At 65.9% G+C, this 22,764-nt stretch carries 20 protein-coding genes and 2 pseudogenes; 4 read left to right on the top strand and 18 right to left on the bottom strand.

Going from position 1 to position 22,764, the window contains the following annotated elements; genetic code table 11:
* Positions 1–64: 64 nt before the first annotated feature.
* The 3 genes from AVHM3334_RS07165 to AVHM3334_RS07155 all read right to left on the bottom strand — a co-directional run bounded on the left by AVHM3334_RS07165 (position 65) and on the right by AVHM3334_RS07155 (position 3,104).
* Positions 65–967 (bottom strand): amino acid ABC transporter substrate-binding protein, encoded by a 903-nt coding sequence (locus AVHM3334_RS07165; RefSeq protein WP_284410895.1) that lies wholly within the window; start codon positions 965–967, stop codon positions 65–67.
* Positions 968–1,088: 121 nt separating this feature from the next.
* On the bottom strand, positions 1,089–1,979 hold the full coding sequence (locus AVHM3334_RS07160; RefSeq protein ID WP_502869872.1) for an amino acid ABC transporter substrate-binding protein: 891 nt from the start codon (positions 1,977–1,979) through the stop codon (positions 1,089–1,091).
* 186 nt (positions 1,980–2,165) lie between these two features.
* Positions 2,166–3,104, bottom strand: a complete 939-nt coding sequence (locus AVHM3334_RS07155) for a LysR substrate-binding domain-containing protein (RefSeq protein WP_284410894.1) — start codon at positions 3,102–3,104, stop codon at positions 2,166–2,168.
* A 200-nt stretch (positions 3,105–3,304) separates the two neighbouring features.
* On the opposite strand from AVHM3334_RS07155, the gene AVHM3334_RS07150 reads away from it, so the two are divergent.
* From AVHM3334_RS07150 to AVHM3334_RS07140, 3 genes are read left to right on the top strand one after another with little or no spacing between them, the layout of a single operon-like run.
* A complete protein-coding gene (locus tag AVHM3334_RS07150) occupies positions 3,305–3,862 on the top strand; it encodes a TRAP transporter small permease (RefSeq protein ID WP_284410892.1) in 558 nt (185 codons plus the stop codon).
* On the top strand, positions 3,859–5,157 hold the full coding sequence (locus tag AVHM3334_RS07145) for a TRAP transporter large permease (RefSeq protein ID WP_284410890.1): 1,299 nt from the start codon (positions 3,859–3,861) through the stop codon (positions 5,155–5,157). Before AVHM3334_RS07150 ends, AVHM3334_RS07145 begins: the two co-directional genes overlap by 4 nt.
* A 43-nt stretch (positions 5,158–5,200) precedes the next feature.
* Complete coding sequence (locus AVHM3334_RS07140; RefSeq protein ID WP_284410888.1) at positions 5,201–6,232, top strand: DctP family TRAP transporter solute-binding subunit; 1,032 nt, start codon at positions 5,201–5,203, stop codon at positions 6,230–6,232.
* Between the two features lie 56 nt (positions 6,233–6,288).
* On the opposite strand, the gene AVHM3334_RS07135 is transcribed toward AVHM3334_RS07140, so the two are convergent.
* Complete coding sequence (locus AVHM3334_RS07135) at positions 6,289–8,118, bottom strand: ABCB family ABC transporter ATP-binding protein/permease (protein WP_284410886.1); 1,830 nt, start codon at positions 8,116–8,118, stop codon at positions 6,289–6,291.
* 41 nt (positions 8,119–8,159) lie between these two features.
* Between AVHM3334_RS07135 and AVHM3334_RS07130 the strand changes: the two genes are divergently transcribed.
* Positions 8,160–8,597, top strand: a complete 438-nt coding sequence (locus AVHM3334_RS07130; RefSeq protein ID WP_284410884.1) for an acyl-CoA thioesterase — start codon at positions 8,160–8,162, stop codon at positions 8,595–8,597.
* Positions 8,598–8,691: 94 nt separating this feature from the next.
* Here the strand turns inward: AVHM3334_RS07130 and AVHM3334_RS07125 are convergent, their stop codons facing one another.
* From AVHM3334_RS07125 to AVHM3334_RS07065, 14 genes and pseudogenes are all read right to left on the bottom strand, one after another.
* The gene (locus AVHM3334_RS07125) at positions 8,692–9,276 is read right to left on the bottom strand and encodes a bactofilin family protein (RefSeq protein ID WP_284410882.1); all 585 of its coding nucleotides are present in this window, start codon (positions 9,274–9,276) and stop codon (positions 8,692–8,694) included.
* A 150-nt stretch (positions 9,277–9,426) separates the two neighbouring features.
* Positions 9,427–9,915, bottom strand: coding sequence for a thioesterase family protein (locus AVHM3334_RS07120; protein WP_284410880.1), 489 nt, complete (start codon positions 9,913–9,915; stop codon positions 9,427–9,429).
* 16 nt (positions 9,916–9,931) lie between these two features.
* Positions 9,932–10,963: a tripartite tricarboxylate transporter substrate-binding protein gene (locus tag AVHM3334_RS07115; protein ID WP_284410877.1), complete on the bottom strand. Its 1,032-nt coding sequence runs from the start codon at positions 10,961–10,963 to the stop codon at positions 9,932–9,934.
* A gap of 187 nt (positions 10,964–11,150) precedes the next feature.
* Positions 11,151–11,930, bottom strand: a complete 780-nt coding sequence (locus AVHM3334_RS07110) for an enoyl-CoA hydratase (RefSeq protein ID WP_284410875.1) — start codon at positions 11,928–11,930, stop codon at positions 11,151–11,153.
* A 76-nt stretch (positions 11,931–12,006) separates the two neighbouring features.
* Entirely contained in the window at positions 12,007–12,834 is an 828-nt protein-coding gene (locus tag AVHM3334_RS07105) for an acyl-CoA thioesterase (RefSeq protein ID WP_284410873.1), read from the bottom strand.
* Positions 12,835–12,901: 67 nt separating this feature from the next.
* Positions 12,902–14,101, bottom strand: a complete 1,200-nt coding sequence (locus AVHM3334_RS07100) for an acetyl-CoA C-acyltransferase (protein WP_284410871.1) — start codon at positions 14,099–14,101, stop codon at positions 12,902–12,904.
* Positions 14,102–14,150: 49 nt separating this feature from the next.
* Positions 14,151–14,672, bottom strand: a complete 522-nt coding sequence (locus AVHM3334_RS07095) for a DUF4442 domain-containing protein (RefSeq protein WP_284410869.1) — start codon at positions 14,670–14,672, stop codon at positions 14,151–14,153.
* 24 nt (positions 14,673–14,696) lie between these two features.
* Positions 14,697–16,997 (bottom strand): annotated as a pseudogene (locus tag AVHM3334_RS07090) (3-hydroxyacyl-CoA dehydrogenase/enoyl-CoA hydratase family protein); the annotation flags it as partial.
* Between the two features lie 84 nt (positions 16,998–17,081).
* Positions 17,082–17,198, bottom strand: a pseudogene (locus AVHM3334_RS24030) (3-hydroxyacyl-CoA dehydrogenase NAD-binding domain-containing protein); the annotation flags it as partial.
* Positions 17,199–17,238: 40 nt separating this feature from the next.
* Entirely contained in the window at positions 17,239–17,673 is a 435-nt protein-coding gene (locus AVHM3334_RS07085; protein WP_284410866.1) for a DUF2147 domain-containing protein, read from the bottom strand.
* Positions 17,674–17,733: 60 nt separating this feature from the next.
* Positions 17,734–19,539: an acyl-CoA dehydrogenase C-terminal domain-containing protein gene (locus AVHM3334_RS07080; protein WP_284410865.1), complete on the bottom strand. Its 1,806-nt coding sequence runs from the start codon at positions 19,537–19,539 to the stop codon at positions 17,734–17,736.
* Between the two features lie 80 nt (positions 19,540–19,619).
* A complete protein-coding gene (locus AVHM3334_RS07075; RefSeq protein WP_284410862.1) occupies positions 19,620–20,288 on the bottom strand; it encodes a TetR/AcrR family transcriptional regulator in 669 nt (222 codons plus the stop codon).
* Positions 20,289–20,520: 232 nt separating this feature from the next.
* The gene (gene slmA / locus AVHM3334_RS07070; protein WP_284410861.1) at positions 20,521–21,174 is read right to left on the bottom strand and encodes a nucleoid occlusion factor SlmA; all 654 of its coding nucleotides are present in this window, start codon (positions 21,172–21,174) and stop codon (positions 20,521–20,523) included.
* Positions 21,175–21,290: 116 nt separating this feature from the next.
* Positions 21,291–22,733, bottom strand: a complete 1,443-nt coding sequence (locus AVHM3334_RS07065) for a sensor histidine kinase (RefSeq protein ID WP_284410859.1) — start codon at positions 22,731–22,733, stop codon at positions 21,291–21,293.
* Positions 22,734–22,764: the final 31 nt, after the last annotated feature.

Below are 22,764 nucleotides of genomic sequence, written 5' to 3'. Positions count from 1 at the left end.
CCGGGGAGAACAAACAAACGCCCACCGGGCGGTGGGCGTTTGATGCAAGCGGGCGCCGGGGCGCTCAGTCCTTGGTCGCGTACTCTTCCATGGGCTTGTCGTTGGGGTTCGCCCAGGCGGCCTTGGTCGCTTCGCTCAATGGCAGGCCGATCTTCACGTTGTTCGGTGGCACGGGTTGCATGAACCACTTGTCATACAGCTTGGCCATGTCGCCGGACTTGATCTGGGCCTTGATGCTGTCGTCCACGGCCTTCTTGAAGGCCGGGTCGTCCTTGCGGATCATGATGGCGATGGGTTCCACGCTCAGCACTTCGCCGACGATCTTGAAATCGCCCGGGCTCTTGGACTTGGCGATGTTGGAGGCCAGGATCGAACCGTCCATGATGAACGCGTCGGCGCGGCCGGATTCCAGCAGCAGGAAGCTGTCGGAGTGGTCCTTGCCGAACACTTCCTTGAACGTCAGGCCTTCGGCGCGCTTGTTCTTGCGCAGCGTCTGCACCGAGGTGGTGCCGGTGGTGGTGGCGATGTTCTTGCCGTTCAGGTCCTTGATGCCGGTGATGCCCGAATCGGCCTTGACGGCGATGCGCACTTCTTCGACATAGGTCGTGACCGCGAAGGCGACGTCCTTCTGGCGGGCCGCGTTGTTGGTGGTGGAGCCGCACTCGATGTCCACCGTGCCGTTTTGCACCAGGGGAATGCGGTTTTGCGACGTCACGGGCTGGTACTTGACGTCCAGCTTGGACAGGCCCAGCTGCTTTTGCACGTCGGCGATGACCTTGGCGCAGACATCGTAGTGAAAGCCCGTGTACTTGCCGTCACCCAGGGTGTACGAAAGACCGGAAGATTCGCGCACGCCTTCGGTGATCGTGCCGGAGGCCTTGATCTTGGCCAGCGTGTCGTTGGCTTGCGCGAAAGCGCTGCCTGCGGCCAGGGCGGTGATGGCGACTGCCAGCAAATGTTTCTTCATCAGGATCTCCTAAGAACTTACGGATGCGAGGGAAAGAATCGTTCTAGATAGTGGCACAGGGCGGAATCCGCCACCATGCCGAATACCCGGAACATCGGGGAAGCGCAGCAAAAAACCTTGCTCAAAACGGAACCTGGTCGGTGGGGTATCTCCAGAAATCCCTCAAGAGATAGCTCACGGGAAGATTGAGCGCGCGGTTGGAAGGCGGTATGGGTTGCGTGAACCACTTGTCGTAGATGGGGTAGATCTCGCGGCTGGTGATGAGGCGGCGCATTTCGTCGTCCACCAGCTTCTTGAACGCGGGATCGTTCTTGGGCAGCATGATCGCCAGCGGCTCGGTGGTGATGAACTTGCCGACCACCTTGAGCGCAGCGGGGTTGGGCCGGTTGGAAGCCAGGCCGTACAGCAGCACATCGTCCATGGCGAAGGCGTCGGCCTCGCCCTTTTCCACCATTTCGACGGCTTTGGCGTGGTCGGGGGCTTCGATGACGTTGATCTGCAGCAGGCGCTCGCGGTTGATCTGCTGCGCGGCCTTGAGCGGCGTGGAGCCCTTGGTCGAGACGAGCTTCTTGCCGCTCAGGTCTTCGATGCGGTCCACATTGCTCTGCGCCGGCACCAGCAGGCGGGCGCCGGTGATGAAATGCGGCACGGTGAACGCCACGGCCTGGCGGCGCTCGGCATTGTTGGTGGTGGAGCCGCACTCCATGTCGGCGCGGCCCTTTTCGATGGTTTCGAGGCGGTTGGCCGAAGTGACCGGCACGAATTCCACCTCCATGTCCTTGCGGCCGGTCTTCTTGCGAACGACCTCGGCGATCCGCTGGCACAGGTCCACGGCATAGCCGATGGGCTTGCCGCCATCCACATAGGAAAAGGGCACCGAGGATTCGCGGTAAGCCAGAACCAGCTTGCCGCCCGCTGACACACGGTCCAGCAGCCCTTGGGCGGAGACAGCCATGCCCCACCAGCACAAGGCTGCGGCGACCCCTACGGGCTTCCAGCGGAATGTTTTCATGGCTTGTCTCAAAGTTCGTAAGTTCTAACCCGAGCAAACACCGTGCCAGGCCGGGCCTCTCTGTTGGGCGAAGGCTTTTGCGCTTCGCTCCGGACGCCGGGACGGAATGTACGTCCCGACACAACGTCTTTCCAATGCCAATTGCTCTGTGGAATTATGCAATTGACACATAACGCGCCTACCGCGTCAAAGGGGCTTGTCCGTACCGTGGGCCTGCAGGTAGGTCCACAGCGATTGCACGATGCCCTTGGAGGGCTCTTTGCCCGACGGCTTCTCGCGGTAGGCGCGCACCTCCATCGCCATCTGCAAATCCTCCACCCCCGGTGGAGCGGCGCTCACCAGGCGGCGGGAGCGGAGTTCCTTTTTGACGGCGCTGTGCGGAAGGAAGGCGACCCCGTGCCCTTCCACGGCCATGGCCTTGAGCCCCTCCGCCATGTCGGTCTCATAGACACGGTCCAGGTGGATGGCCGTGCTCGACTGTTTAAGGATCAATTCCGTCACGCGGCCCAGATACGCACCGGGCGCATACCCCAGATAGGGCAACGGATCGCTGGCACGGCCCGGCAGGCTGAACAGCGGCTGGCCTTCGGCATTGGCGCGGGAATAGGGCGAGAGGATTTCCTGGCCCAGCGTCACCATCTCGTAGCGGTCGGCATCGAGCTGGAACGGCTGCGAGGGGTGGTGGTAGGCGATCAGCAGATCGCACCCTCCTTCCACCAGGCGCAATACGGCGTCGTGCACGTTGAGGGCGATCAGGCGGCTCTTGACGGGCCCGAAGCGCTCGCGAAGGCTCGACAGCCATGCGGGAAAGAACGTGAACGCCAGCGTATGGGGCACCGCGAACTCGATCATGTCCTTGCCGGCGCTGGTGTGGGCCCGCAGCATGGCACGGGTGTTCTGCATGGCCTGCAGCATCTCCAGCGCCTCTTCGTAAAGGGTCTTGCCCGCGGGCGTGAGCCGGGTCGGGTAGGAACTGCGGTCCACCAGATCGGTGCCGGCCCAGGCCTCGAGCGCCTGGATGCGGCGCGAGAACGCTGGCTGGGTCACATGGCGCAACTGCGCCGACCGGCTGAAGCTGCGCGTTTCCGCGAGGCTGACGAAATCCTCGAGCCACTTGGTTTCCATGGCGCGCATTATCGGGGCGAGCGCATGCCCCTCCTGCTCAACGCCCTGGGGAAACCCTGCACCGGACGCTGGCACGTTTGCTTGCAAAATGGCCTTCGGCGTTCCGAACGCCGCCCGTCCGGGCCCCTGGCGCACAAGGCCGGTGGGCAGAGTGACCTGCATCGCCACGTTGTTTGATCTCCCTGACCCCTCTGCCTCCCATGCCCCTACCTCCCCCGTCCGGGCCTTCGCCCCATGGCGCCGCACCCGTCGCCAAGCCTGACGACGACACCCCCCGTTCCCTGCGCATCGAAGACTGGCTCACCGTCATCGTGATGGCGGCCCTGGCCCTCATCACCTTCGCCAACGTGCTGGTGCGCTATTTCACCAACTCCTCTTTCGCCTGGACCGAAGAGATTTCGGTCTTTCTCATGATCGTTCTGGCGCTGGTGGCGGGCTCTGCCGCCGTCGCGCGCGACCAGCACATCCGCATCGAATGGTTCGCCGAAGGCGGCTCGGCCGCGCGGCGGCACGGCCTGGCGCGCTTCGGGGCGCTGATGGTGGCGCTGCTTTTCGGCGTGATCGCCGTGCTGAGCGTGCGCGTGGTGTGGGACGACTACCGCTTCGGCGAAACCTCGCCCGGCATCGGTGTGCCGCAATGGTGGTATTCGGTGTGGCTGCCGCTGCTGTCCGCGCTGATCACCTGGCGCGCAGTCGGCCTGTTCATCCGGCGGGGCCGCGCGGCCCCATCGCCGGGCCGACAGGCCGCCGACGAATGATCGCCACCCTGCTGTTCGTGGCGTTCCTCGCCATGATGTTCGTGGGCGTGCCGATCGGCGCGTCCCTGGGCCTGGCCGGCGTGACAGCCATCGCGCTGGCCAATGCCGACAGCCAGTGGTTCGGCCTGCTGGCCGTGCCGCAGAACTTCTATGCCGGCCTGGGCAAGTACCCGTTGCTGGCCATTCCCATGTTCGTGCTCGTGGGCTCGATCTTCGACCGCTCGGGCGTGGCACTGCGGCTCGTGAACTTCGCGGTGGCCATCGTGGGCCGCGGCCCGGGCATGCTGCCGCTGGTGGCCATCGCCGTGGCCATGTTCCTGGGCGGGATTTCCGGCTCCGGCCCGGCCAACGCCGCGGCCGTGGGCGGCGTGATGATCGCGGCCATGTCGCGTGCGGGCTACCCCGGTTCGTTCTCGGCCAGCGTGGTGGGCGCTGCGGCAGCCACCGACATCCTGATCCCTCCGTCGGTCGCATTCATCATCTATTCGGTGCTGGTGCCAGGCGCCTCGGTGCCGGCGCTGTTCGCGGCCGGCATGATTCCGGGCGTGCTCGCTGGCATCGCGCTGATCGTGCCGGCCGTGTGGCTGGCCCGCCGGCACAAGATGGGAGCGCTCGAATCCTCCATGCCGCGCCCGCCCTTTTGGCGCAGCCTGCGCGATGCGTCCTGGGGCCTGGCCGCGCCGGTGCTGATCCTGGGCGGCATGCGCGCCGGATGGTTCACGCCCACCGAGGCCGCGGTGGTGGCGGTGTTCTACGGCCTGTTCGTGGGCATGTGCGTCCACCGCACGATCAAGGTGCGCGACCTGTTCCCCATCCTGCGCGAAGCCGGCGAACTCTCCGCCGTGATCCTGCTGGTGGTGTCGCTGGCCGGCATCTTCGCGTTCTCGCTGTCCACGCTGGGCGTGATCGATCCGGTGGCGACGGCCATCGTGAACTCGGGCCTGGGCGAGTACGGCGTGATGGCGCTGCTGATCCTGCTGCTCATCACGGTGGGCATGTTCCTGGACGGCATTTCGATCTTTCTCATCTTCGTGCCGCTGCTGCTGCCCATCATGCAGCACTACCAGTGGGACCCGGTGTGGTTCGGCGTCATCCTCACGCTCAAGGTCGCGCTGGGCCAGTTCACCCCGCCGCTGGCCGTGAACCTCATGGTGTCGTGCCGCATCGCTGGCGTGCGCATGGAATCCACCGTGCGCTGGGTCGGGCCCATGCTCCTGGCGATGTTCGTCGTCATGGTGCTGGTCATCGCCTTCCCGCAACTGGCACTGTGGCTGCCCGCCCGCCTGGGCTACTGACGGTTGCCCCGCCCTTTTCCGAGAAAACCAGGAGACTGAAACCATGAAACTGCGCACCTTCCTCACCAGCGCCGTCGCTGCCGCCGCCGCACTGGCCTTCGCCACGCCGGCCCTGGCGCAAAACTACAAAAGCGAATACCGCATGTCGCTGGTGCTGGGCACCGCCTTTCCATGGGGCAAGGGCGGCGAGCTGTGGGCCAACAAGGTCCGCGAGCGCACGCAAGGGCGCATCAACATCAAGCTGTACCCCGGCGTTTCGCTGATCCAGGGCGACCAGACGCGCGAATTCAGCGCGCTGCGCCAGGGCGTGATCGACATGGCCGTGGGCTCGACCATCAATTGGTCGCCCCAGGTCAAGCCGCTCAACCTGTTTTCGCTGCCCTTCCTGTTTCCGGACTATGCGGCTGTGGACGCGGTGACCCAGGGCGAGGTCGGCAGGAGCATCTTCCAGACGCTGGAAAAGGCGGGCGTCATGCCGCTGGCCTGGGGCGAGAACGGCTACCGTGAAATCTCCAACTCCAAGAAGGCCATCAAGTCCCCCGAAGACCTGAAGGGGCTGAAGATCCGCGTGGTCGGCTCACCCCTGTTCCTGGACACCTTCACGGCGCTGGGCGCCAACCCCACGCAGATGAGCTGGGCCGACGCCCAGCCCGCCATGGCCAGCAGCGCCGTCGATGGCCAGGAAAACCCGGTCTCCGTCTACATGGCCGCCAAGCTCTACACCGTGGCGCAAAAACACGTGACCATGTGGGGCTACATCAACGACCCGTTGATCTTCGTGGTCAACAAGGACATCTGGAACAGCTGGACACCCGCTGACCGCGAGATCGTCAAGCAGGCGGCCATCGACGCCGGCAAGGAAGAGATCGCCATCGCGCGCAAGGGCATGGTCGAGGCCGACAAGCCACTGCTCAAGGAAATCGCCAGCCACGGGGTGACGGTGACCCAGCTCAGTCCGGCAGAGCGGGAATCCTTCGTGAAAGCCACGCGGCCGGTGTTCGACAAGTGGAAGGGCCAGATCGGCGCCGACCTGGTGGACCAGGCCGAAAAGGCCATCGCCGCGCGCAAGCCCTGAGGCAGCGCACGCCTGGCGCGCTTCTTACAAGCAGCGCCAGGGCCTGAGCGCACCGATCAGCCCGCTTCGCCGCTTTGCTGCAGCGCCCACATGCTGGCGTAGCGCCCATTGCGCTCCAGCAGCGCTGCATGGGTGCCGCGCTCGATGATTCGGCCGGCCTCCATCACCAGAATCTCGTGCGCATCGACCACCGTGGAGAGGCGGTGCGCGATCACCAGGGCCGTCTTGTTGCGCGCCGCGCTTTTCAGTTCGGCCTGGATCGCGCGTTCGTTGGCGGAGTCGAGCGCGGACGTGGCCTCGTCGAAGATCAGGATGGGCGGGTTCTTCAGCAGCGTGCGCGCAATGGCCACGCGCTGCTTTTCACCACCGGACAGCTTGAGGCCCCGCTCACCCACCTGCGTGGCGTAGCCCAGCGGCGTGGCGGCGATGAAGCCATGGATGCGGGCGGCCTGGGCGGCGGCTTCGACGTCTTCCTGGCTGGCGCCCGGGTGCCCATAGGCGATGTTGTAGGCGATGGTGTCGTTGAACAGCACGGTGTCCTGCGGCACGATGCCGATGGCACGCCGCAGGCTGTCCTGCGTCACGCGCTGGATGTCCTGCCCCGCCACCGTGATGCGGCCCGACTGGATGTCGTAGAACCGAAAGAGCAGGCGTGCCAGCGTGGACTTTCCAGAGCCCGACGGCCCTACCACCGCCACCGTCTTGCCGGCCGGGATCTCGAAGCTGATGCCGTGCAGGATAGGCCGGGCACTGCCGGCGCGGCTTTCATACGCGAAATGCACGTCTTCGAACCGCACGGCCGGGTGCTCCAGGTGCGCCAGCGGCTGCGCGCCCGGGGCGTCGGCCACTTCGCGGTCCTTGTCCATCAGCGTGAACATCTTGTCCAGGTCGGTGAGGCTCTGCTTGATCTCGCGGTAGATCACGCCGAGGAAGTTGAGCGGAATGTAGAGCTGGATCATGAAGGCGTTCACCATCACGAGGTCGCCCAGCGTCATGCGGCCATCGGCCACCCCTTGCGCGGCGCGCCAGAGCATGGCGACGAGGCCGGTGGCGATGATCAGCTGCTGCCCGGTATTCAGCAGCGACAGCGAGGTCTGGCTCTTGAGCCGTGCATGGCGCAGCCGCTGCAGGCTCTCGTCGTAGCGCTGCGCTTCGAACGCCTCGTTGTTGAAGTACTTGACCGTTTCGTAGTTCAGCAGCGAGTCCACGGCCTTCGCATGGGCGGCAGAATCGAATTCATTGGCCTGGCGGCGAAATTTCGTGCGCCATTCGGTCAGCAGCACCGTGAACAGGATGTACAGCCCCAGCGCACCCAGCGTGATCCAGGCGAACCATGCATCGAACTTCACCGCGAGCACGCCGAGCACGAGAAACACCTCGACCAGCGTCGCCCCGATGTTGAACAGGGTGAACGAGATGAGCGATTCGATGCCACGCACGCCGCGCTCGATGTCGCGCGTCATGCCCCCCGTCTGCCGCTCCAGATGGAACCGCAGGCTCAAGGCATGCAGATGCTCGAACGTCTGCAGCGCGATGCTGCGGGCCGCGCCCTGCGTGGCCTTGGCGAAGACCAGTTCACGCAGTTCGGTCAGGACCGAAGTGGACAGGCGCAGCGCGCCATAGGCCAGCAGCAGCGCCATGGGCACGACGACGACGGCGGTGGGATCGCCCGGGGAAATCGACATGGCGTCGATCAATTGCTTGAGGAGCAGCGGCACCCCGACGTTGGCCACCTTGGCGCCGATGACGAACACCAGCGCTGCGATCACCCGCCATTTGTACTGCCAGAGATAGGGAACGAGCCGCCCGAGCGTGGCCCAGTCGGTGCGGGTGCGGGCGGCGGATGTCGCGCCCGGAGAGGGAGAGGATTCGCCAGTGGGGCGCATGGGGGACAATTCCGGTTGTTGTTTTTACCGAGATTGTGCCCATGACCGCTCTTCCCAGCGCTGCCCTCACCGAGTTGCCCACCGACAAGGAGCTGGTACTCAAGGTGATTCCGATGCCGGCCGACTGCAATGCCAACGGCGACATCTTCGGCGGATGGGTCATGGCCCAGGTGGATCTGGCGGGATCCGTCTTGCCGGCGCGCTACGTGCAGGGGCGCATGGCGACCGTGGCGGTGAATGAATTCGTGTTCAAGCAGCCCGTGCGCGTGGGCGATATTCTTTCGTTCTTTTCGGCTGTCACCCGCACCGGGCGCACCTCAGTCACCGTCGAAGTCGAGGTGTATGCGGAGCGCTTTTCAGCGCAGGGCCGATATATGAAGGTGACGGAAGCGCGGTTGACCTATGTGGCCATCGACGCCGCGGGCAGGCCCCGTCCGTTGCCGGTGGCCGACGCGCCCGGCGGCACCACGCCCTCCTGAACACGCCAGCCCCGCCGCGTGGCCGTACGCGGCGGGGCCGTGGGCGTGGCCCCGGCACCACAAGCCAAGGGCCGATGAATCGCTTGCCGGCCGATCAGGCCGCCGCGAGCGCGGGCACTTCGTTGCGCGCGTTCAGGCTGTTGGGGTTCGATGCGTTATTGGAGCGTGGCGCTGCGGTGGACGTACCGGCGAAGATTTCACCGGCCAGTTGGCCGCCCTCTTCGATCACCACCTTGCCGTAGCGGATCTTTCCGGTCACCTTGCCCGTGCTGTAGATGACGAGCTTTTCACGCACGGTCAGGGTGCCGTCGAACTCGCCGTGGATCTCGGCGATGTCGATCTCGGCGGAGCCCCGGAAAGCGCCCTGCTCGGCGATGTGGATCACGCGGGAATCCATGGTGGCTTCGACCGTGCCTTCGACCACCAGCGTGTCGCAATCGGTGATCTCCACCCCCTTGAGCTTGATGTTCGGGCCCACCGTCAGCTTGCTGCCCACGCCGTCGGCCACTGCACTGGTCGTCGCGGTCGCTGAAGACGCAGGTTTGGACGCCGAAGGGGTCGTGGCAGCGGTGCTCGTACCGCCAGGGACCACGGAAGAAGCGCCACCGAGGACGGAAGAAGGGCGAGGCTGGAACGCGTCGGGTTCACGCTTGCCGAAGAAAGGGTTTTGCACGGCCATCAGATCTCCTTGAAAAAAGGCCATGCTAGAAGCAGCGTTCCACGAAAACTCCCCGCGTTACGCAAGATTGGTAACCAAACCATTCTATCGTTGCATGCACTTGCATGCCTTGCAGCGACATACATCGCCGCGACCTTTCGTAGGAAGGAATTACGACACGATGTAAGCGGCAGCCCCCGCCGACATGAGCGTGCCGTCCGGCCCGAAGAACTCCATGCGCGTCGTGGCCACCCGCGAGCCAAGGCGCAGCACCTCGGCCCGCAAGGTGAAATGGCTCCCGATGCCGGGCCGCAGATAGTCGATGCGCAAATCGATGGTGCCCAGCTTGCCGAACCGGTGCAGGCGCTGCGCGGGCGCCTCGTCCATGTGGCGCGAGCCGATGGCCGCCATCACCGCCAGGCCGCCCATCGCATCGAGCCCCGCGCTGATGACACCGCCGTGCACCCGGTTGTAGGCGTAGTGGCCCACCAACTCGGGCTTCATGTCGATGCGCGCTTGCACATGCGAATGCCCCAGGTGCGTGACCTTGAGCCCCAGCAACTGGTTGAAGACGATGCGCTGTTCGAAGATGTCTTTCAGGCCGGCGATGAACTCCGGCTCGAATGGGGGAGGTGAAGCGGTAGAAGGCGGTGGATTCATTGAATGCGGTCGGTGTTCAAGGCTGAAAACCCGAATGGCGCACCACTGGCGCCCATTGCGCCTTGTAGGCGGTCAGCATCTTCTGGGTCTGGTCGCGGGTGCTGACGACAGGCACCATGTCGGCGGCCACGAAACGCGCCTGCAGCGCCGGGTCGGCCATCACCTGGGCCACTGCGTCCGCGATACGGCGGGCTTTCGGAGCGGGCAGCCAGGCAGGGGCGTAGAGCACGTTCCAGCCCTGGGCGGCCAGGCCGAGGCCCGCTTCCTTGAAGGTGGGAACGGTCGGGAGCGTGGGTGCCCGCTGCTCGCCGGACACCGCCAGAATACGCAGCTTGCCTGCCTTGTGCAGGGGCTCCAGCGCGTCCAGCGTATCGACGGCGATCGGCACATGCCCCCCCATCAGATCGTTGAGCAGCGGTGCCGAGCCCCGGTAGCCCACCACGGGCAATTGGAGGGCCAGTTTCTCCGCCAGCATGAGCGAGAAAAAATGCGGCAGGCTGCCGGTGGCCGGAACGCCGGCGGCCAGCTTGTCCTGGTTGGCCAGCATCCAGGCATGCAGATGGGCAAATTCCTTGACCGGCACTGCGGTGGATACCGCCAGGCCGAACGAATAGCTCGTGATCTGCGACAGCGCGACATAGTCCTTGTCGGGGTCGTAGCCGTTGTCCTTGAACACCAGCGGGGCCACCAGCATGGTGGCGGGATTGGCGAGCACGACCTGGTTCTGGCCCGAGCTGTCCCGGTGCAGCTGCTGGATGGCCAACCGCCCGCCCGCCCCGACCCGGTTTTCCACCACCACCGGCACCCCCAGCTGGGGGCCGAGCGCATCGGCCAGCAACCGCGCCGCGCGGTCCGACGCGCCCCCGGCCGCATACGGCACGACCACCTTGAGCGTGCCGCCTTCCAGAGGCACCGGTCCTGCGGTGTCCTGGGCCCATGCCGAGGCACCCAGCGCGCCGCTGGCGAGCACGGCCCCCCACTGCACAAAGGCGCGGCGCGACGTCGCACAGGACACAACAGCTGGCACGGGTGATTTGGGAGAGGTCATGGCAAGCGTCCTGCAGGAAAGGGAAGGTGAGCGGTCAATGTACCGCCAGATTCATGCAATGGGTATCTATCGTTATGCGCCGCCACGCTGAAAAACCCTGGGCAGCTTTCCCACCTCCACAAGCGCATGGAACACGCAAGCGGCTCGCAGCGCCGGCTGCATGCCGCCCCTCACCCCATGGAACGCGCTAGACCGCGCTGAAATCCGGACGGCGCTTTTCGACGAAAGCGCTGAATGACTCCCGCGCTGCTGGCTCCTGCAGCATGCGTCCGAAGCTCGCGCCCTCCTCCGCCATGCGCTCCAGCACGGCGGCGGTCTGGCCTTTCTTCATGAGGCGCTTGGTTTCGATGAGGGCGGACAACGGCTTGCCAGCCAGCTTGCGCGCCTGGGTCTGCGCCACCATGTTGCACTCCGTGGGGGGCACCACGCGGTTGACCAGTCCGACTTCCAGTGCGGCTTCGGCCATGAAAGGCTCGCCCAGCAACAGCGCTTCGGCGGCGCGGTGGTAACCCATCATCTGCGGAACGAGCAGGCTGGATGCGGCCTCGGGGCACAGTCCCAGGTTGACGAAGGGCATCGAAAACGCGGCGTTGTCCCCGGCATAGACCAGGTCGCAATGAAAGAGCATCGTCGTGCCGATGCCCACGGCTGGCCCGCAGACTGCGGCCACCACCGGCTTCGGAAACGTGGCGATGCCGCGCAGAAAGCGGAACACCGGCGAATCCTGGGTGGATGGCGGCTTGTTCAAGAAATCTCCGATGTCGTTGCCGGCACTGAAGATGGCCACATCGCCCTGCAGCACGACGACCCGCACAGAGCCATCGGCAGCGGCCGCTTCCAGCGCATCCGCCAGCGCGGCGTACATCGCGGTGGTGATGGAGTTCTTCTTTTCCACGCGGTTGAAAGTGATGGTGGTCACACCGGATTCGGTGTGCACGAGGATGTCCTGGGTCGCGGTGTCGGTCATGGGAAAAACTCCTGCCATGGAAATCAGAGTCGGGGAGGGATCAAGAAAGCGGGGCGCACGGGCTGAACGGTGCGCCTCATTCCTTGTAATAAACGATCTGGTGGCTGCTGGCCAGCATGGTGCCGGCCTCGTTCCACAACTGCGCAGTCTGGTCGAAAAAGCCGTTGCGAAATTCCTGCGCACGCGCCTGGCCCAGTAGAAAACCGGTGCCAGTGGCCGCCAACTGTGCGCTGCCGGCATGGAAATACACCGTCAGCGACACCGTTCCTGCAGGCACCCGATGGGCACGGCGCAGCCATACCCGCGGAAAGAACACATCGGCCAACCCCGCCAGCGCGCAGAAGTCGAGGGGGCGGGCTGGCGCATCGCGCATCCACAACTGCGTGAGGCTGCTGTCGCCGCTGCCGTCCCACTGCTGCGGCAGGCTGCCAGCCACCGCGCGCAGTTCATACCGGTCGAGCCATGCGACGCCCAGCCCTTTGGGCGGGGCATCCAGCGTGTCCGGATGGGGCGCCTGGGGCATGGGCGTATCGGTCTGGCTCCAGGTTTCGCGGCGTGCGGCCGTGACGGCCGTGCCGATGGTGGTGACGGCCGGCGCTCCTTCGGTGTATGGCTGCACGATGGACAGCGTCCAGTGCTGCGTGGACCGGTTGGTGCGCACGGGCGTGGCATGCACGGTGAAGGGGCCTTCGGCCACCGCACCCGCGTAATTGACGGTGAGCGAAAGGGGCTCGCCCAGGCGGTCGGGGTGCTGCATGAGGGCCTGCAGCAGCGTGGCGGCGGTGGCCCCGCCGAACGGGCCGACCATGTTCCAGTAGGCAGGCGTGGTGCGGCCGGTGAACTGGCCGGGGCCGGCCGGCTGCAGCGCGAGCGCGTCGTCCAGCGGGTGGATTTCGGAGGTCATGGGGTGCGAGTGTGCCGCGAAAGGCCCGGCCGCGCGGTCATGCCCGCGACGCCCGGGCGGCCTCGGGTCAGACGCGTTCGAAGATGCCTGCGGCCCCCTGCCCCATGCCCACGCACATGGTCACCATGCCGTACTTGAGGTTCTTGCGGCGCAGGGCATGCACCACCGTGGCCGCGCGGATGGCGCCCGTGGCGCCCAGCGGGTGGCCCAGGGCGATGGCGCCGCCCATGGGGTTCACCTTGGACGGGTCCAGCCCCAATTGCCGCACCACGGCCAGCGACTGCGCGGCGAAGGCTTCGTTCAGCTCGAACCAGTCGATGTCTTCGTGCTTCAAGCCCGCATAGCGAAGCGCGGCGGGAATGGCCTCGATGGGCCCGATGCCCATGATGCTGGGCGGCACGCCCTTGCTGGCAAAGCTCACGAAGCGGGCCAGCGGCGTGAGGCCGAAGCGCTTCACGGCGGCTTCGCTGGCCAGGATCAATGCGCCCGCGCCGTCGCTGGTCTGCGAGCTGTTGCCGGCCGTGACGGACCCGCGCGCGGCGAACACCGTCTTGAGCTTGGCCAGGCCTTCCAGGCTGGTCTCGGGCCGCGCGCCCTCGTCGAGCGTGACGGTGCGGGTCTTGGCGATGCTCTCGCCGGTCTCCAGGTTCGCCGTGCGGTCGGTCACTTCGATGGGCGTGATCTCGTCGGTGAACTCACCGGCCTGCTGCGCGGCCAGGGCCTTCTGGTGCGACTGCAGCGCGAAGGCGTCCTGGTCTTCCCGCGAGACCTTCCACTGCTGCGCGACCTTCTCGGCCGTGAGACCCATGCCGTAGGCGATGCCCACGTCGCCGTCCTGGGCGAAGATGCTGGGCGACAGCGACGGCGTGTTGCCCATCATCGGGACCATGCTCATGCTCTCCACGCCGGCGGCGATCATCACGTCGGCCTCGCCCACGCGGATGCGGTCGGCCGCCATCTGCACGGCCGACAGGCCGGACGCGCAGAACCGGTTCACGGTGATGCCGCCCACGCTGGTGGGCAGGCCCGCCAGCACGGCGCCGATGCGCGCAACGTTCAGGCCTTGCGCGCCTTCGGGAATGGCGCAGCCGCAGATGATGTCTTCGATGGACGCCGGGTCCAGCCCGGGCACCTGCGCCAGCGCGGCCTTCAGCGTGGTGGCCAGCAGGTCATCGGGGCGGGTATTGCGGAAATAGCCGCGGTGCGACTTGCCGATGGGCGTGCGGGTGGCGGCGACGATGTAGGCGTCCTGCATTTGTTTTGCCATGGAGAAGGCTCCTTCAATCGATCAAGCGATCGGTCAGTCAATCGGTCAGTTATTTGGCGGGGCGGGTGGACGGAATCCAGGCCCAGGTGAATTCGCATTCCACGGGTTCGATGCCGGTTTCGTCCGTCACGGTGACCTGCACCTGCATCTCGCCCTTGTCGTTGTCACGCAAGTGCTCGCGTTGTGCATCGCTCAGCACGGCCACCGCGCGCATGGCGCCCGTGGCGCGCTTGCGAAAGGCCATCTTCAGGTCCTTGGCGAGCGGCAGGCAGTCATCGCGCACGTTCAAGCCGATCACCATGCCCGTGGCCATTTCGGCCAGCAGGTTCATGGCCGACGCATGGATGCCGCCGATGTGGTTCTGCACGCGGTGTTCGTTGGGCAGGCGCACTTCCACGCGGTGGGGCGACATCTCGATGAACTCCACCCGCGCGGTGCGGGCGAAGGGCACGGCGCGGCGCAGCACCAGGTTGCGGACCCAGGGGCGCAGGAACTTCGGCACGTCGTCCAGTTGCTCCAGCTGAAGCTGCATGCGGTTGGGCGGAAACGCCGAAGCGGCAGGTGCGGTCATGGGGTGGCTCAAACCGGCACTCGATCAGTTGCGCACCGGCTTGCCGGTGGACAGCATGCCGAGGATGCGTTCCTGCGACTTGGGGTGCTGGATGAGCGCGCAGAAGGCCTTGCGCTCCAGCGCCATCAGGTATTCCTCGCTCACCAGCGTGCCCGCGTCCACGTCGCCGCCGCACACGATCTCGGCGATCAGCGTGGCGATGTGCTGGTCGTGGTAGCTGATGAAGCCCCCGTCGCGCATGTTCACCAGCGAGCCCCGGATGGTGGCGGTGCCGCTGCGCCCCGCCACCGGGAACAGCCGCTTGTTCGGCGCGCGCCAGCCGCTGGCCGCCATGGCCTTCGCCTCGTTCAGCGCGACGAACAGCACCTCGTCCTTGTGCGGCACGACGATGTCGCTGTCCAGCAGGTAGCCGAGCTTCTTCGATTCCTGCGCGCTGGTGCCCACCTTGGCCATGGCCGCCGCGGTGAAGCCTTCGGTCAGGAAGGGCAACAGGTCTTTGCCAGTGGATGCGGCAGCGTTCTCGGCCGCACGGCGGGCGATGTAGGTCAGGCCGCCCGCGCCCGGCACCAGGCCCACGCCCACTTCCACCAGGCCGATGTAGCTCTCCATGTGCGCCACGCGGCGGGCCGAATACACGGCCAGCTCGCAGCCGCCGCCCAGCGCCATGCCGTGGATGGCGGAGACGACGGGCACCTGGGCGTAGCGCAGGCGCAGCATCAGGTTCTGCAGCTCCTGTTCCACGCTTTCGATGGCCGAGATGCCGGCCACGACGAACGCAGGCATGGTGGCGGCCAGGTCGGCGCCCACGCTGAAGGGACCATCGCCCGACCAGATCACCAGCGCGTCGTATTCGCGCTCAGCGGTGTCGATGGCCTCGATGAGGCCATCCATCACGTCGGGGCTGATCGCGTGCATCTTGCTCTGGATGCTGGCGATGAGAACGCGGCTGCCGGAAGCGCCGCCTTCCTTGTCGAGGGTCCAGGTGCGCAGCGCGTCGGATTCGCTGATGGTCGTGCCGGCCGTGCGCCAGTCGGGCAAGTTCTCGCCCAGCAGCTTTTCGGGAAAGTGCTGGCGCTCGTACACGGGCAGATGCCGGCGCGGCACGAAGCGCTGCTGCGATGCGCTCCACGAACCTTCGGCCGTGTGCACGCCGCCCGCATCGGCCACCGGGCCCTTGAAGACCCACTCCGGCAGCGGCGCCTTGCTCAACGCCTTGCCGGCGTCGATGTCTTCCTGGATCATCTTCGCCACGTCGAGCCAGCCGGCTTCCTGCCACAGCTCAAAGGGGCCCTGCTTCATGCCGAAGCCCCAGCGCATGGCCTGGTCCACGTCGCGCGCGTTGTCGGCGATGGAGGAAAGGTGCACGGCGGCATAGTGAAAGCTGTTGCGCAAGATGGCCCAGAGGAACTGGCCCTGAGCGCCTTCGGCGTTGCGCAGCAGCTTCAAGCGCTCGGCCGCGGGACGCTTCAGCATGCGGGCATACACCTCGTCGGCCTTCTGGCCGCCGGGCACGTACTCGCCGCGCTCCAGGTCGAACCGCAGGATGTCGCGGCCCACCTTCTTGTAGAAACCGGCCTTCGATTTCTGGCCCAGTTGCTTCAATTCGATCAGCTTGTTCAGCACCTCGGGCGTGCCGAAGCTGCCGTAGAACGGGTCCGTTTCTTCCGTCAGGTTGTCCTGCAGCGTCTTCATGACGTGGGCCATCGTGTCCAGCCCCACGACGTCGGCGGTGCGGAAGGTGCCGCTGCTGGCGCGGCCCAGCTTCTTGCCGGTGAGGTCATCGACCACGTCGAAGGTGAGGCCGAAGTTCTCCACCTCCTTCATCGTGGCCAGCATGCCGGCGATGCCGACGCGGTTGGCGATGAAGTTGGGCGTGTCGTGCGCGCGCACCACGCCCTTGCCCAGGCCGCTGGTCACGAAGGCTTCGAGCTGGTCGAGCACGGCGGGTTGGGTGGTGGGCGTGTCGATCAGCTCCACCAGCGCCATGTAGCGCGGCGGGTTGAAGAAGTGAATGCCGCAAAAGCGCGGCTTGATCGCATCGGGCAGCGCTTCGGACAGCTTGGTGATCGACAGGCCCGAGGTGTTCGACGCCACGATGGCGTGCGGCGCGATGAAGGGCGCGATCTTCTGGTACAGGTCGAGCTTCCAGTCCATGCGCTCGGCGATGGCCTCGATGATGAGGTCGCAGTCGCGCAACTGTTCCAGATGCTCTTCGTAGTTGGCCTGGCCGATCATTGCGGCGTCTTCCACCACGCCCAGCGGCGCGGGCTTCAATTTCTTCAGGCCGTCGATGGCCTTGGCGACGATGCCGTTCTTCGGGCCTGCTTCGCCGCCGGGCCGCCCCAAGGCGGAAGCGGTCCCCTCGGGGGGCAGCGAACCACGCGCAGCGGGGAGCGTGGGGGCCGTGCTGGCGGGCAGGTCGAACAGCACCACGGGCACCTTCACGTTGGCGAGGTGGGCGGCGATCTGCGCGCCCATCACGCCCGCGCCGAGCACGGCGACTTTCTTCACTTGGAATCGGGACATGGTTGGTTTCTTTGGAATGGTTGTGAGCCGCCGCGCTGAATTACTGCACGCGCTGCCAGACTTGCGTGCGCCAGAAAGGCCCCAGATAGCCGCGCACTTCCATCCTGGCGCCGCCGTCGATGGGCGTGAAGCTGGCGCGGTATTCCTTGCCGTTCTCGGGGTCGAGGACCTTGCCGCCCTCCCACACGTCCTTGCCTTCGGCCTTCTTGCCGCCACGGATGATTTCCAGCCCGGCGATGGGCTTGCCCTTGCGGTCGTCCGTGCATTCCGTGCAGATGGCGTCCGGCGCGGTGTCTTTCCTCAGCGACTTCTCGATGCGCCCGCTGAGCGCACCGCCCGATTCGGTGACGCGGATCTCGGCCTTGGCCTCGCCCGTCTTGTCGTCGATGCTGCGCCAGCCACCCACGGGCGACATCTGGGCCCAGGCGGGGGCGGAAATTGCTACACAAACGATAGCTGCTAGCGCTTTATTCATAAAGGCTCCAGTGCAAAAAGGCTTGAAGTTCGGCAAAGCGGCGAGAAAGCGGCCCGGCGATCAGGCCAGCGCGGCGTCGGTGTCCATCAGCGGCTTGGCGCCAGCGCGCGCGGTGCGCATCAGCGTGGCCGTCTCGGGGAACAGCTTGGCGAAGTAGAAACGCGCGGTCTGCAGCTTGCCCACGTAGAACGGATCGGTGTTGCCGGCCGCGATCTCGCGCAGCGCCACCTGCGCCATGCGGGCGAACAGGTAGCCGAACACCAGGTGGCCCGCCACACGCAGGTAATCCACCGCGGCAGCGCCCACTTCGTCGGGGTTCTGGAAACCCTTGAAACCGATCTCGGTGGTGAACTTCGTCATCTGGTCGCCCAGATAGGCGATGGGGTTGATGAACTCGGCCATCTTCTCGTTCACGCCTTCTTCGGCCACCAGTGCGCCCACCAGCTTGCCGAACTTCTTGAGCGTGGCGCCGTTGTTGCCCAGCACCTTGCGGCCCAGCAGGTCCAGCGACTGGATGGTGTTGGTGCCTTCATAGATCATGTTGATGCGGTTGTCCCGCACGTACTGCTCCATGCCCCATTCCTTGATGAAGCCGTGGCCGCCGAAAACCTGCATGCAATGGTTGGTGGCGATGTGGCCGTTGTCGGTGATGAAGGCCTTGACGATGGGGGTCAGCAGCGCCACCAGTTCGTCGGAGTCCTTGCGCACCTTTTCGTCGGGGTGGCCGTGTGCCTTGTCCAGCAGCAGCGTGCAGTAGATCTGCAGTGCGCGGGCGCCTTCGGCATACGCCTTGGCGGTCAGCAGCATCTTGCGCACGTCGGGATGCACGATGATCGGGTCGGCATCCTTGTCCTTGGCCTTGGTGCCCGACAGGCTGCGCATCTGCGTGCGGTCCTTGGCGTAGGCCAATGCGTTCTGGTAGGCCACTTCGGTCAGGCCCAGCGACTGGTTGCCCACGCCCAGGCGCGCGGCATTCATCATCACGAACATCGCCTGCAGGCCCTTGTGCGGCTGGCCCACCAGCGTGCCGATGGCGCCGTCGATGGCGATCTGCGCCGTGGCGTTGCCGTGGATGCCCATCTTGTGCTCCAGCCCGGCGCAGAAGATCGGATTGCGGTCGCCCAGCGAGCCGTCGGCGTTCACGTGGTACTTGGGCACGATGAACAGGCTGATGCCCTTGCTGCCCTTCGGCGCATCGGGCAGGCGGGCCAGCACCAGGTGGACGATGTTCTCGGTGAAGTCGTGCTCGCCCGCGCTGATGAAGATCTTGTTGCCGGTGATCTTGTAGGTGCCTTCCGGCGCGCCGGCCACGGGCTCGGCCTTGGTGCGCAGCAGGCCCAGGTCGGTGCCGCAATGCGGCTCGGTCAGGCACATGGTGCCGGTCCATTCGCCGCTGGTGAGCTTGGGCAGGTACAGGCGTTTTTGCTCTTCGGTGCCGTGCGCGTGCAGGGCTTCGTAAGCACCGTGCGACAGGCCGGGGTACATCGTCCAGGCCTGATTGGCGCTGTTCAGCATTTCGTACAGGCACTGATTCAGCACGAACGGCAGGCCCTGGCCACCGTATTCGGTCTCGCAGCTCAGCGCGGCCCAGCCGCCTTCCACGTATTGCGCGTAGGCCTCCTTGAAGCCCTTGGGCGTGGTCACCTCGTGGGTTGTCTTGTCGAGCGTGCAGCCCTCTTCGTCACCCGTGATGTTGAGCGGGAACGCCACGCCGGCGGCGAACTTGCCCGCCTCTTCCAGCACGGCATTGATGGTGTCGGTGTCCACCTCGGCATGCTTGGGCAGCGCCTGGAATTCTTCCGCCACCTTGAACACCTCGTGCAGTACGAATTGCATGTCGCGAAGGGGCGGCGTGTAGGTCGGCATGGGGAGGCTCCTTGGATGGAAAAGATGAAATGAAAAAGAAAGAAGGGACGAAGAATCGGAAAGCAAAAATGCGAAACGGTTCAGTCAGGCACAGGCGCCGATGCGCCATAGCGGGTGAGGATGCTGTCGAAACCGGCATTGGCGCGGTCGATGGAGCCGGGCGTCTGCAAGAACCGCGCTTCATAGTGCAGCGCCAGGATGAGGCCATGGATCTCGAACAGCATCTGCTCGGCATTCACGTCGCTGCGCAGCTCGCCCTGTTCCTTGCACTGGTCGATGGCGCGCTTCATGGCGGCCAGCCAGGTCAGCACGGAACTGGCCAGGGCATCGCGCACGGGACCGGTGCGGTCATCGAACTCCACCGCGCCGCTGATGTAGATGCAGCCGGAGTCGATTTCGATGGAAGTGCGCTTCATCCAGTTGGCGAACAGGGCGCGCAGACGCGGCAGGCCACGCGGGGCGGACACGGCGGGGTAGAACACTTCCTGCTCGAAGCGCGCGTGGTATTCGCGGATGACGGAGATCTGCAGTTCCTCGCGCGAGCCGAAGTGGGCGAACACGCCGGACTTGCTCATGCCCGTCACATCCGCCAACGCGCCGATCGACAAACCTTCCAGCCCGATGTGCGTGGCCAGACCCAAAGCGGCCTCCACGATCGCCGCCTTGGTCTGCTGGCCTTTTTGCAAGGCACGGCCTTCGCGGGTGCTGGCAGAGCGGACGGGGCGGGAAGAAAGGGGGGTGACCGGCATGGGGAAAATAAAACGAACGATCGTGCTATTTTGCATGAAAATTTGCCGATTGCCCATTTCCAGGTCTATGTCGCAGGCTCTTGCGGGTAAACCCCTAACCCCCTAAATCCCATCAATACGCGTGTGTGGGGCTCGCGAGTCCCCGCGCCGGACAGCGCCGCGCGAGTTCTCTAGCCTGTGTCGATGGGCAAAAAGGGGCGCCGCCCTTTTCGCAGCCGCTCAGGACCGCGCGCTACAGCAGCAGCGCGAGCGTCGCTTCCAGTTGCTCACTGGGCGCACGCCGAAAGCCGGACCGGGCATGCCGCTGCAGCCGTCCGCGCACCAGATCGCACAGCGCTGCGGCTCTGACCTGGGCATCCACCGTAGGGGTATCGGCCCCAGCAGCCTGCGCTGCCGGGCGCAGGCATTGCCGCAGGCTCGACTCGATCTTGTCGAAGAACTGGTTCATGCGCTGCTGGAGGCGCTCGTTCTCAAGAACGAGGGCATCGCCCACCATCACACGCACCATGCCCGGGTTGCGCTCGCCGAACTGCAGCACCATGGTCACGATGCGGGCGGCCTGCTGCGTGCCGGAGGCATCGCTCTGGGCGCCGCGCTCCATGATCTGGTTCACCAGGGTGAGGACCGATTGCTCGATGAAATCGATCAATCCCTCGAACATCTGCGCCTTGCTGGCGAAGTGCCGGTAAAGCGCTGCCTCGCTGACCGACAGGCGGGCCGCCAGCGCGGCGGTGGTGATGCGCTCCGAACCTGGCTGCTCCAGCATGCCCGCCAGCGCCTGGAGGATCTGAACCCGCCTTTCCCCCGGCTTCGGGCGCTTGCGCACCGCGGGGGCGTCAGGGACCACGACAGCGGCGGATTCGGGCAAAGGGAGGGTTTCGGACATGGGCAACAGATGTATGCAATTGATTCTCGCACACGGTCCTGGCGCACCTTTGGCTACCGGCTTCCCGCTTCACGCCTCGTACCCAGCCAACTCAACATGCCGGCCAAGGCTGCGGCTCAAGCCGCTTTGCGCGCCGGGCCGAAAAACGCGGTAACGACCAGCCCCCGCCCGTCCGGCCCGCGCCCCAGGCCCAATGCGGCGCCGTGCACCCGCGCGATTTCGTCGGCGATGGCAAGGCCCAGGCCCGTGCCCTCCCCTTCAGCCCCTGGCACCCGGTAAAAGCGCTGCAGCACCCGTGCCTGCTCCGCGTCGGGAATGCCCGGCCCGTCGTCCTCGACCTGCAGGAAGGCGCCGCCGTTGGAAGCGACACCGCAGCGGATGGTCACTGCCCCACCGGCCGGCGTGTACTTGATGGCGTTGTCCACCAGATTCGTCAGCAACTCACGCAGCAGCCAGCCGTGGCCCACGGCCCGGGCAGGGGCGACCTCCAGCCCGAGATCCAGCCCCTTGGCGGTGGCGGTGTCGAGAAACGCCTCCAGCAGGCTTTCGCACAGGTCCTTCAAATCGACGCTCTGCATGGCCTGCGCATCCAGGCTGCGGGCGTCGGCACGCGACAGCGCCAGTAGCTGGTGCGCCAGCTTGGAGGTGCGGCGGGTGGCCTGTCTCAGCTTCTCGATCTGATCAGCTCCTAAATATATAGCACCGCTCCCTAGAGGAATATGCACTGGAGCATGATTTGACTCCAAACCATTGCGATCGCTCCCGCCTTGAGCGGACAGCGCCCAGGCCTCCACCTGTGCCTGCAGGCTGGCCAGCGGCGTGCGCAACTGGTGCGCGGCGTCGGCCACGAAGCGGCGCTGGCCCTCGGCCTGTTCGTTCACCAGCGCAAACAGCCGGTTCAGCGAATACACCAGCGGCCGCACCTCCACGGGCGAGGCGGCCTCGTCGATGGGGTTCAGGTCGCGGGGGGAACGCCGGGCCACGGCCTCCGCCAGGTCCACCAGCGGCTTGAACGCTCGGCGCACGGCCCAGTGGATGGCCAGCGCCGCCGCCGCCACCAGTACCAGATTGGGCAGCAGCACGCGCAGCAGCATCTGCTTGCCCCACTGCTGGCGCGGGTCGGAGCCGTCCGCCAGCGCCACCACCAGTTCGCCCGCTCCGGTGCGGCTGCGCTGGACGGCGATGCGGTAGGTGACGCTGTCGTACTCCAGGCTGTGAAACTCAGGGTCGTGCGTGGCCGGCACGGCGCTTTGCACCCAGCGTTCGCCCAGCAGCACGCGGCCGCTCAGGTCCTGCACGCTGTAGCCGGAAAAACCCGCGTTCTGGCGCAAAAACTCTTCCACCGGCGGGGCGAGCAGCAGCAGCGGCGGGCCTCCGTCGCTCACGGGCGGGGCCAGCACCGAATCGGCCAGTGCAGGCAGCAGGCGCAGCAGGCGCTGGTCGTGCCGGCTGGCGGCTTCGTCCGCCGAGCGGTAGTCGAGCCATGCGCCGGCCAGGGCCAGCGCACACAGGGGCACGATCAGCAGGAGCAACAGCCGCAGGCGCAACGCGGAGGTCATGGCGGGAGCAGAGGGTGAAGAGAGCGGGCGA

Origin of the sequence: Acidovorax sp. SUPP3334, from assembly GCF_030159055.1 — a bacterium.
Lineage (GTDB): Bacteria > Pseudomonadota > Gammaproteobacteria > Burkholderiales > Burkholderiaceae_C > Paracidovorax.
This window is presented reverse-complemented; position numbering and strand designations above follow the sequence as displayed.